The 9,354-nt window shown below is 63.4% G+C and carries 10 protein-coding genes; 1 reads left to right on the top strand and 9 read right to left on the bottom strand.

Annotated features, from left to right (window positions below):
* Positions 1-194: 194 nt before the first annotated feature.
* The 6 genes from trpC to rpe all read right to left on the bottom strand — a co-directional run bounded on the left by trpC (position 195) and on the right by rpe (position 5,671).
* Positions 195-989, bottom strand: coding sequence for an indole-3-glycerol phosphate synthase TrpC (trpC, locus tag B7O88_RS06300; RefSeq protein WP_088274381.1), 795 nt, complete (start codon positions 987-989; stop codon positions 195-197).
* The gene (trpD, locus tag B7O88_RS06295; RefSeq protein ID WP_088274379.1) at positions 986-2,032 is read right to left on the bottom strand and encodes an anthranilate phosphoribosyltransferase; all 1,047 of its coding nucleotides are present in this window, start codon (positions 2,030-2,032) and stop codon (positions 986-988) included. The genes trpC and trpD overlap by 4 nt, the downstream gene beginning before the upstream one ends.
* An 18-nt stretch (positions 2,033-2,050) precedes the next feature.
* A complete protein-coding gene (locus tag B7O88_RS06290; protein ID WP_088274377.1) occupies positions 2,051-2,647 on the bottom strand; it encodes an aminodeoxychorismate/anthranilate synthase component II in 597 nt (198 codons plus the stop codon).
* A 12-nt stretch (positions 2,648-2,659) separates the two neighbouring features.
* Positions 2,660-4,138, bottom strand: coding sequence for an anthranilate synthase component I (trpE, locus tag B7O88_RS06285; RefSeq protein ID WP_088274375.1), 1,479 nt, complete (start codon positions 4,136-4,138; stop codon positions 2,660-2,662).
* 176 nt (positions 4,139-4,314) lie between these two features.
* Positions 4,315-4,995, bottom strand: a complete 681-nt coding sequence (locus B7O88_RS06280; protein WP_088274373.1) for a phosphoglycolate phosphatase — start codon at positions 4,993-4,995, stop codon at positions 4,315-4,317.
* Position 4,996: 1 nt separating this feature from the next.
* Positions 4,997-5,671, bottom strand: coding sequence for a ribulose-phosphate 3-epimerase (rpe, locus tag B7O88_RS06275; RefSeq protein ID WP_088274372.1), 675 nt, complete (start codon positions 5,669-5,671; stop codon positions 4,997-4,999).
* A gap of 96 nt (positions 5,672-5,767) precedes the next feature.
* On the opposite strand from rpe, the gene B7O88_RS06270 reads away from it, so the two are divergent.
* Positions 5,768-6,727 carry a DUF3530 family protein gene (locus B7O88_RS06270; protein WP_160003165.1) on the top strand — a complete coding sequence of 320 codons (960 nt, stop codon included), beginning with the start codon at positions 5,768-5,770 and terminating at the stop codon, positions 6,725-6,727.
* A gap of 4 nt (positions 6,728-6,731) precedes the next feature.
* Here the strand turns inward: B7O88_RS06270 and B7O88_RS06265 are convergent, their stop codons facing one another.
* The 3 genes from B7O88_RS06265 to B7O88_RS06255 are packed head-to-tail and all read right to left on the bottom strand — an operon-like array spanning position 6,732 to position 9,184.
* The gene (locus B7O88_RS06265) at positions 6,732-7,520 is read right to left on the bottom strand and encodes a DnaJ domain-containing protein (RefSeq protein WP_088274370.1); all 789 of its coding nucleotides are present in this window, start codon (positions 7,518-7,520) and stop codon (positions 6,732-6,734) included.
* Positions 7,521-7,523: 3 nt separating this feature from the next.
* A complete protein-coding gene (gene murU / locus B7O88_RS06260) occupies positions 7,524-8,189 on the bottom strand; it encodes an N-acetylmuramate alpha-1-phosphate uridylyltransferase MurU (protein WP_088274369.1) in 666 nt (221 codons plus the stop codon).
* Positions 8,189-9,184, bottom strand: a complete 996-nt coding sequence (locus B7O88_RS06255) for an aminoglycoside phosphotransferase family protein (RefSeq protein WP_235005759.1) — start codon at positions 9,182-9,184, stop codon at positions 8,189-8,191. Before B7O88_RS06255 ends, murU begins: the two co-directional genes overlap by 1 nt.
* Between the last annotated feature and the right edge of the window lie 170 nt (positions 9,185-9,354).

The following is a 9,354-nucleotide window of genomic DNA, read 5'->3' as shown; positions in this document are numbered from 1 at the left end:
CAGGCTGCCGCTCTTTTTCCCGCCAACCCTGCGCTACTCGCCCGCGTAAACGGGACGAACCACAGTGCACACTCCACCATCCGAGCAGGCGGATAAACGCAGTAGTCTAAGATCCTATCTATCTTCCCCGAACTGCAGCGCCAAACCACAAAAAAACCTCCCGAAGGAGGTTCTTTCAATGCTGACGTCGCAGATCAGAAAAACAGTCGCTTGAGCTCCTGCCCCGGATTGGCCGCGCGCATAAAGGCCTCACCAACCAGAAAGCCGTAGACCTCATGTGCGAGCATCAGCTCCACATCGGTGCGATGCAGGATGCCGCTTTCGGTGACCAGCGTCTTGTTGCGCGGAATCTGCGGGATCAGCTCCAAGGTGGTGTCGAGCGTCACCTCGAAGGTATGCAGGTTACGGTTGTTGATGCCGATCAGCGGGGTATCCAGTTTGAGCCCGCGCTCCAGCTCAGCGGCATCGTGCACCTCGATCAGCACATCCAGACCGTGCTGCTTGGCGGTCGCTGCCAGCTCGCCCATCTGCACGTCGTCCAGGCAGGCAGCGATCAGCAGCACACAGTCGGCACCCAGCGCACGGGCTTCGACAATCTGATACGGGTCAACCATAAAGTCCTTGCGAATCACCGGCAGTGAACAGGCCGAGCGGGCTTGCTGCAGGTAATCGTCGTGACCCTGGAAGAAGTCGACATCGGTCAGCACCGACAGGCAAACCGCACCGCCCGCCTCGTAGCTTGCCGCAATCTCGGCCGGCCGGAAGTCCTCACGCAGCACACCCTTACTCGGTGACGCTTTCTTGATCTCGGCAATCACGCCCGGACGGTGGGCCGCTGCGGCGTCTTGAATGGCCTTGGCGAAGCCTCGGACAGGCGGGGCAGCAGCAGCCAGCTGCTCCAGCTCGGCCAGGCTGCGCTGTTGAAGACGCTCTGCCACTTCCTCGTGCTTGCGCGCGACGATGTTCTGCAAGATGGTCGGCACGCTCATTGTGCTGCTTCCTCCCGGAATACCTCGGTGAAGGCGATAAGTTCGTTGAGTTTTTCCCGCGCCAGCCCTGAATAAAGCGCATCGGAGGCGAGCTTTACGCCTTCGAGCAGACTGGTCGCATGATCTGCCGCGTATAGTGCCGCACCGGCATTGAGAATGATGATATCGGCCGCTTTTTCACCGGCCTCGGTTTCGCGCTTGCCGAGCGCATCGCGGATCAGCTTGAGCGAGCCCGCCGCGTCATCGACCGTCAGGCCGATCAGCGAGCGGCTCTTGATGCCGAGCTCTTCCGGGCTGACGTCGTACTCGCGGATTTCACCGTCTTTCAGCTCGGCGATGTGGCTGGTCGCCGCCAGACTCAGCTCGTCCAGCCCATCCTTGGAGTGCACCACCAGCACATGCTCGCTGCCGAGACGTTTGAGCACCTCGGCAATCGGCCGGCACAGCGCCTGGGTAAATACACCGATGACCTGATGCTTGACCCCGGCGGGATTGGTCATCGGGCCGAGCATGTTGAAGATGGTGCGCATGCCCAGCTCGCGGCGCGGGCCGATGGCATGCTTCATCGCGCCGTGATGGGCCGGGGCAAACATGAAGCCGACACCGACACTTTCCACGCAGCGGGCGACCTGCTCGGGCGTCAGATTGAGGTTCACGCCTGCCGCCTCAAGCAGGTCGGCGCTGCCGCTCTTGCCGGATACCGCACGGTTACCGTGCTTGGCGACCTTGCCGCCAGCAGCGGCTACCACCAGCGCGGCGGCGGTCGACACGTTGAAGATGTTGGCGCCGTCACCGCCGGTGCCGCAGGTGTCGACCAGGCGCTCGGCGTTGATCTTCACCCCAGAGGCCAGCTCGCGCATGACCAAGGCCGCGCCGGTGATCTCGTCGAGAGTTTCACTCTTCATGCGCAGGGCAACCAGAAAGCCGCCGATCTGTGCGTCGGTGCACTGGCCCGTCATGATCTGGCGCATGACGTCCTGCATCTCCTCGGTGGACAGATCCAGTTGATCGACCACCTTGCCGAGGGCTGTCTTGATATCCATACCGTCTCTCCTTGCTGGTCAGCGGCGCAGGCCGCCCTGCTGCTTGAGGAAGTTGGCGAGCATCTCGTGCCCCTGCTCGGACAGAATCGATTCAGGATGAAACTGCACGCCCTCGATCATGTATTCGCGGTGGCGTACGCCCATGATTTCGTCAACGCTGCCGTCTTCATGCTGGGTCCAGGCCGTCAGCTCCAGGCTGTCGGGCAGCGTGTCGCGGCTGATTACCAGCGAGTGGTAGCGGGTCACGGTCAGCGGGTTATTGAGACCGGCAAACACGCCCAGGCCTTCATGGTAGACCGGACTGGTCTTGCCGTGCATGACCTGACGGGCACGCACCACATCACCGCCAAAGGCCTGGCCGATACTCTGGTGACCAAGGCAAATGCCGAGAATCGGCAGCTTGCCGGCAAAGTGCTTGAGCACCGGCACCGAGACTCCCGCTTCGTTGGGCGTGCACGGACCGGGCGAGACGACGATGCGCTCGGGATTGAGGGCTTCGATCTCGGCGACGGTCAGCTCGTCGTTGCGCACCACCTTGACGTCGGCACCCAGCTCGCCGAGGTACTGCACCACGTTGTAGGTAAAGGAGTCGTAGTTATCGATCATCAGCAGCATGGCGTTTCTCCTTTACCGGGCCGATTGTTCAGCGAGGGCAATCGCACGGAACATGGCGCGACGCTTGTTGATGGTCTCTTCCCACTCCAGCGCGGGCACCGAGTCGGCCACAATGCCGCCACCGGCCTGCACGTGCAGTTCGCCATCCTTGATCACCGCGGTACGAATCGCGATGGCCGTGTCCATATTGCCGTTCCACGCCCAGTAGCCGACCGCGCCGCCGTAGACTCCGCGCTTGACCGGCTCCAGCTCGTCGATGATTTCCATCGCGCGAATCTTCGGCGCGCCGGACAGGGTGCCCGCCGGCAGAATGGCGCGCAGCGCGTCCATCGCGGTCAGTTCCGGCTTGAGCTGGCCCTGCACGTTGGAGACGATGTGCATGACGTTGGAATAACGCTCAATGACCATCTTCTCGGTCACCTTGACCTTGCCGATCTGCGCCACGCGGCCAACGTCGTTGCGGCCCAGGTCGATCAGCATCAGATGCTCGGCGATTTCCTTGGCGTCGGACAGCAGGTCTTGCTCCAGCGCCAGATCGGCTTCTTCGGTCGCGCCGCGCGGGCGGGTGCCGGCGATCGGGCGTACCGTTACTTCACCCTCTTCGACACGGACCAGCACCTCCGGAGAGCTGCCAACCACGTGGAAGTCGCCGAAGTTGAAGAAGTACATGTAAGGCGTCGGGTTCTGGCTGCGCAGCGCCCGGTACAGATCAATCGGCTCGGCCTTGAAGTCGATGCTCATGCGCTGAGACGGCACCACCTGCATGCAGTCACCGGCCAGGATGTATTCCTTGATGGTGTCGACCGCTCGCTCGTAATCCTCACGGGTGAAGCTGGCGCGGTATTCCAGGTCGGTATCGACCGGCGCAGCCAGATCAATCAGCTTGCGCGCCGGGGTCGGCAGGCGCAGTTGCTCAAGCAGTTGGTCCAGTCGGGCATTGGCCTGCTCGAAGGCATCGTCGGCGCTTGGGTCAGCCAGCACGATGGCGTGCAGCTTGCCGGCAAGGTTGTCGAACACCACCACCTCATCCGACACCATCAGCAGGATATCCGGGGTACCCAGCACATCCGGATTGACCGTCGCGGCCAGACGCGGCTCAACATAGCGCACACAGTCGTAGCCAAAGTAGCCAACCAGCCCGCCGTTGAAACGAGGCAGACCCGGAATGCTCGGCACCCGATAACGGGCCTTGAAGGTCTCGACGAAATCCAGCGGATCGGCACACTCGTGGCGCTCCTGCTCGACACCGTCCACCAGCACGGTTGCGGTATGGCCGTCGACGCGCAGCACGGTGCGGGCCGGCAGACCGATGATGGAATAACGCCCCCACTTCTCGCCACCCTGCACCGACTCCAGCAGGTAGGAGTAGGCACCGTCGGCCAGTTTCAGATAGGTGGACAGCGGGGTTTCAAGATCTGCCAGCACCTCGCGTACAACGGGTACACGGTTGCAATCCTGGGCAGCCAGGCGAAGGAATTCGTCTCGGGTCATGATCAGCCTCAAAGGCAGGGTAAGTCATACGCAAACAGGGGTGCTCGTACTCGGGAGCGAGCGAGGACAGTTCAGGTACGCCAACGCCAGCGGGCGAGCGCCTTGATAACTCTCATCAGTTTGCGATTGCTGACAAACACGGCTGATCCATCACTGGTCGGGACACCCGAGCAAGCCTATATGAGCGCGTCAAGCGAATCAACCAGCAAATCCGGGTTCTCCGAGGCAATCGGCCGGCCGTGATTGTAGCCGTAGCTGACCGCCACTACCGGCACCCCGGCCGCCTTCGCCGCCAGCACGTCACTGCGGGAATCGCCGACAAACAGCGCCTGCCCAGCCTCAACACCAGCCTGTTGCATGACCCAATGGAGCGCAGCTGGATCGGGCTTCTGCACCGGCAGGGTGTCGCCGCCAACCAGCCAGCGGAAGTAGCCATCGAGCTGTTTGTCCGCCAGCAGCTCCGGCACGAAGCGACTCGGCTTGTTGGTGATCAGTGCCAGTGGCACCTGCTCACCCTTCAGCCGGTCAAGCAACGCGCGAACGCCCGGGTAAACCGTGCTGCGCGAGTGATCGCCGGCGTAAGCCTCGAGAAACAGCACCAGCGCCTGCTCGGTCTCAGCCTCGCCGATGTGCGCGTGCTCGATATCGCCGGCCAGCGCCCGACGCACCAATACTCGCGCACCGTTGCCGACCCAGTGACGGACCTGCTCGACGCCCGCGGCGTCACGACCAAGCTGACCCAGCATCACATCCACCGCCGCCGCCAGATCCGGCACCGAGTCAATCAGAGTACCGTCCAGATCAAACATCACCAGGTTCGGCAGCTCGCCACCGAACAGCTCGCGCAGCAACGACATCTCAGCGCTTGGCCTGTGCCAGCTCCGCACGCATGCTGTCGATGACCGCCTTGTAATCCGGCTTGTTGAAGATCGCCGAACCGGCGACGAAGGTATCGGCACCGGCTTCGGCGATGGCGCGGATGTTCTGCTCGTTGACGCCACCGTCGATCTCCAGACGAATTTCGCGACCACTGGCATCGATCAGCGCACGCGCCTCACGCAGCTTGTCCAGGGTGCCCGGGATGAACTTCTGGCCACCAAAGCCCGGGTTGACGCTCATCAGCAGCACCATGTCGACCTTGTCCATCACGTACTTGAGCGCATCCAGCGAGGTCGCAGGATTGAATACCAGACCGGCCTTGGCGCCGCCGTCCTTGATCAGTTGCAGGGAGCGGTCGATGTGTTCGGAGGCTTCCGGGTGGAAGGTGATGTAGCTGGCACCCGCCTCGAGGAAATCACCAATGATGCGATCGACCGGCTTGACCATCAGATGCACATCGATCGGCGCGGTGACGCCATATTTACGCAGCGCCGAGCAGACCATCGGCCCGATGGTCAGGTTCGGCACGTAGTGGTTGTCCATCACATCGAAGTGGACGATGTCGGCACCGGCGGCCAGCACCCGATCAACATCCTCACCCAGGCGGGCAAAGTCGGCGGACAGAATGGACGGCGCAATGGCGTAATCGAGCATGGGAGAACCTCGGCAGGGGCAGACACGGAAATGCCGGCCAGTTTACCCTATCCGTCGTGGTTATACTCATCAGGACTTCGGACCGAGACGGACCCCATGCGCGCGCCAATCCTCATTGCCCTGCTCTGCCTTGCCGGTATCGCCCAGGCCCAGGAGCCAGCAACGCCGCCACCGGAGGCAACTGCCCCCGAGCGATCGCAAGCGTTATCCCGTGATATTCAGTACCAGCAGACACTCAAGCGCGAAACGCCAATCAGCGAACAACGGCAGCTTGAGTTCGCCGGCGAGTCACGGCTGGGACTGTTTCTGCCTGCCGCACGCCCCGAGCCACTCGGCGGCATTTTGCTGATTGCCGGGGCTGGAGAGCACGCCAACTGGCCCGAGCTGATCGGCCCCGCCCGCATCAGTCTCAGCGACGCCGGCTGGCACACACTGGCCATCAGCCTGCCCGAAGCGCCGCGCGAGCCCGTTGTTGACGTCCCGCCGGAACCGGTCGAGTCGGCCGCACCGAGCGAGGAGGCGACGCCGGAGATCGTGCCGGCCGATGCCATGCTGGCCGCCAGCGATCAGGTCGATGCCGCGCCAGAGCCGCCGCCAGAGGGGCGCTACAGCGAACGGGTCACGGCGCTCATCCGCGCCGGCCTGCAAGTGCTTGAGGGTGAAGGCGCCCATCAGGTACACCTCATTGCCCGCAACGAATCAGCCTACTGGGCGCTGCTGACCGCCAGCACCGGCGCTGCCGATCAGCCACCAGCGACCCTGATGCTGTATCAGACCCGGCAGCCGGCATCAGCCCCGGAGCCGACCCTCGACAGCTTGCTGGAAACGAATACGCGTCCGCTATTGGACATGCTGAATCTGGAAGTCACACCCGACAGGTTGATGGCAGGTGAGCACCTGCGTATCGCCCGCCGCAAGGGGCAGCAGACCTACCAGCAATTGAATCTCGCGCCACTGGAGCGATCCGCCTTTGCCGCCGACATGCTGGACAAGCACCTGCGCACCTGGCTCACCAGCCACTATCAACCGCCGCCACCGCCAGTGGCCGCTCCCTGAGCGCTCAGCGAAAGCCGCGATGACGACGCAATGTCTCGTAGGCCTGCTGAATCTGTCGTATTTTTTCACCCGCCCCGCGCTGCTGGGCGGCGCTGCCCCCGCGGGCGGCCAGCTTGTCCGGATGGTGCAAGCTGAGCTGACGACGATAGGCTCGCTTGATCGCCTCCGGTGAGTCATCGGGACTGACCTTGAGTATGCTGGCCGCCTGCTGAAGGCGGTCCTCCTGCGCAACCGCAGCACGACCGCCCTGAGTCTGGCGGCTGTATTGATGACGCTGATGCATGCGCTGCTGCTCGGCGTGCCCCAGCCCGGCAGCCTTTGACCACCCTGCCAGCAGCCCCTGAACCTCGTCGTTCAGGCGGCCCGGCAGCACCGCCATCCGCCAGCAACAATCCATCAGTTCCGCAGCGCGCCCCGGCTCACGGCGACACAGGGCGCGTACCAGTTTGACCAGATCATCACTACGCTTGCCTTCGTTGAAGTCGTGCATGGCTCGCAGTCTGGCATCACCGTCCAGCCGGTACTGCTGCATCAGATCCCGCGCCAGCTGCAGATGGGCCTGGGTCACACGGCCACTGGCCTTGGCCAGCCGCCCCACGCACAGAAACAGCACACGCTCGAAACTGTTACCGGCGCCACGTACCTGAGCCAGACGCTCCGGCAGATCGCGCCAGTGACGCAGCTGCCAATGACGATCCAGCGCGTGCCCGACTACCGCGCCAAGAATAGCGCCGGGCACAGCGCCGCCGAGACCGCCCACCAGCGCACCCAATACGGTTACCGGCCACAGCATCGCTCAGCCCCTCGCCACACGCTCAGCATCGGCCAGCCGCTCCGGCGTGCCGACATCAATCCAGGCACCACGAAAATGCTCGCCACTGACCCGCCCCTGCTCCGCAGCAGCGCGCAGCAGGGGCGCCAGCGCAAAGGCCCCTTCCGGATGCCCCGCCAGCAATTCGGGGTGCAATACCGCAATGCCGCTGTAGGTCAGGCCCGCCTGCCCGGCAGCCGGGTTGCCGACCATGCCATCGGTAAGCAAAAAGTCGCCATTGGGGTTATGCACGGGATTATCGATCAGCACCAGATGCGCCAGCATGCCTTCGGGCAGCGCCAGCTGTGCAAAGTCATAGCGGGTCCAGACATCACCATTGACCAGAATAAAGGGTGCATCACCCAGCAGCGGGAGCGCCTTGCGAATCCCCCCTCCGGTCTCCAGCGGCTCACCCTCGGCAGACCAGCGAATATTCACGCCAAGGCGCTTGCCATCCTCGAAATAACGCTCGATCTGCTCACCCAGCCAGGCGTGATTGATCACCAGCTCACTCACCCCGGCCGCGCGCAAGGCCTCAAGGTGCCACTGCAACAGCGGCTTACCGGCTACCGGCAGCAGCGGCTTGGGCGTATGCAAGGTCAGCGGCCGCATCCGTTCGCCCTTGCCGGCCGCCAGCACCATGGCTCTCATCATGGCTCCAGCCCAAGACTGTCGAGCAGCGCAGCCAGCGGGGCCAGCCGAGTGTCGGCGGCACAGGCATCACGCAGGTAACGGACAAAGCGCGGCGCATCCTGCAGGTAATGCGGCTTGCCGTCGCGGTGGCAGATCCGGGCAAAGATACCCAGCACCTTCAGGTGACGCTGCACACCCATCAGGCGCGCCTGGTCCAGGAACGATCCCAGCTCATCCGGCACCGGCACCCCGGCCGCCCGCGCCTGCTGCCAGTAGCGCGACAGCCATTGGCTGCGCTCCGCCGCGGGCCAACTGAAAAAGGCATCGGCAAACAGCGAGGTAGCGTCGTAACTGACCGGGCCGTACAGCGCGTCCTGAAAGTCGAGCACACCCGGCTCACCCTCGGCGGTCATCAGGTTGCGCGGCATATAGTCGCGGTGAACGTAGACCCTGGACTCGCCAAGATTGCTGTCGAGCAGCAGCGCCTGTACCTGCTCCCACAACGATTGCTCTTCGGCAGACAGACTTCGCCCCAGTTCGCGCCCGACGTACCAGTCCGGAAACAGGGCCAGCTCACGGCGCAGCACCGCCTCGTCGTAGTCGGGCAACACACCGGGGCGGCTGGCGAGCTGCCAGCGAATCAGGCTGGTGATCGCTGCGGCAAACATCCGCTCAAGCTCTGCCGGCGCAACGCCCTGCTCGATGGTCTGCAGGTAGGTTTTGGCGCCCATGTCCTCCAGCAGCAGAAAGCCCTGCTGCAGGTCCTCGGCGAACAACCGCGGCACCCGCACGCCCGCGTCCTGCAACAGCCGGGTAATGCGCACAAAGGGCTCGGTATTCTCGTGCTCGGGCGGCGCATCCATGACAATCAGGCTGCGCTCACCGGCCTGCCAGCGAAAGTAGCGGCGAAAACTGGCATCGGCACTGGCCGCAGACAGCACGCCGGCGGGCAGGTCTGTCCATCCAAGTGCAGCGGCAGCCTGCGGCAATACCTGATCCAGCCAAAGTTGCATCTGTTGCTGTCGTGAATCCATCGCTCTCCCACTTCTGCGTCTTCGCCACCGCCGGCGAAGCCGGAAAGCAGCATCATTAATTCAGTCCATTCCTAGATCAGGCATCGCTTGATGCTTTATTATCCGTTATCTTGCTCGACTGACACAGCATGCAGATTGCATTCTCCTCG

The sequence above is a fragment of the Halopseudomonas aestusnigri genome (assembly GCF_002197985.1).
GTDB classification, from domain to species: domain Bacteria; phylum Pseudomonadota; class Gammaproteobacteria; order Pseudomonadales; family Pseudomonadaceae; genus Halopseudomonas; species Halopseudomonas aestusnigri.
The sequence above is the reverse complement of the archived record's forward strand: the minus strand, read 5'-3'. Positions and strand labels throughout refer to the sequence as shown.

Coding starts and splice junctions, on each gene's coding strand:
- B7O88_RS06265 (WP_088274370.1), bottom strand. CDS start 7,520: ATGCTGTGGCCGGTAACCGTATTGGGTGCGCTGGTGGGCGGTCTCGGC.
- B7O88_RS06280 (WP_088274373.1), bottom strand. CDS start 4,995: ATGTCGTTGCTGCGCGAGCTGTTCGGTGGCGAGCTGCCGAACCTGGTG.
- B7O88_RS06290 (WP_088274377.1), bottom strand. CDS start 2,647: ATGCTGCTGATGATCGATAACTACGACTCCTTTACCTACAACGTGGTG.
- B7O88_RS06270 (WP_160003165.1), top strand. CDS start 5,768: ATGCGCGCGCCAATCCTCATTGCCCTGCTCTGCCTTGCCGGTATCGCC.
- trpE (WP_088274375.1), bottom strand. CDS start 4,138: ATGACCCGAGACGAATTCCTTCGCCTGGCTGCCCAGGATTGCAACCGT.
- rpe (WP_088274372.1), bottom strand. CDS start 5,671: ATGCTCGATTACGCCATTGCGCCGTCCATTCTGTCCGCCGACTTTGCC.
- B7O88_RS06255 (WP_235005759.1), bottom strand. CDS start 9,184: ATGCAACTTTGGCTGGATCAGGTATTGCCGCAGGCTGCCGCTGCACTT.
- murU (WP_088274369.1), bottom strand. CDS start 8,189: ATGAGAGCCATGGTGCTGGCGGCCGGCAAGGGCGAACGGATGCGGCCG.
- trpC (WP_088274381.1), bottom strand. CDS start 989: ATGAGCGTGCCGACCATCTTGCAGAACATCGTCGCGCGCAAGCACGAG.
- trpD (WP_088274379.1), bottom strand. CDS start 2,032: ATGGATATCAAGACAGCCCTCGGCAAGGTGGTCGATCAACTGGATCTG.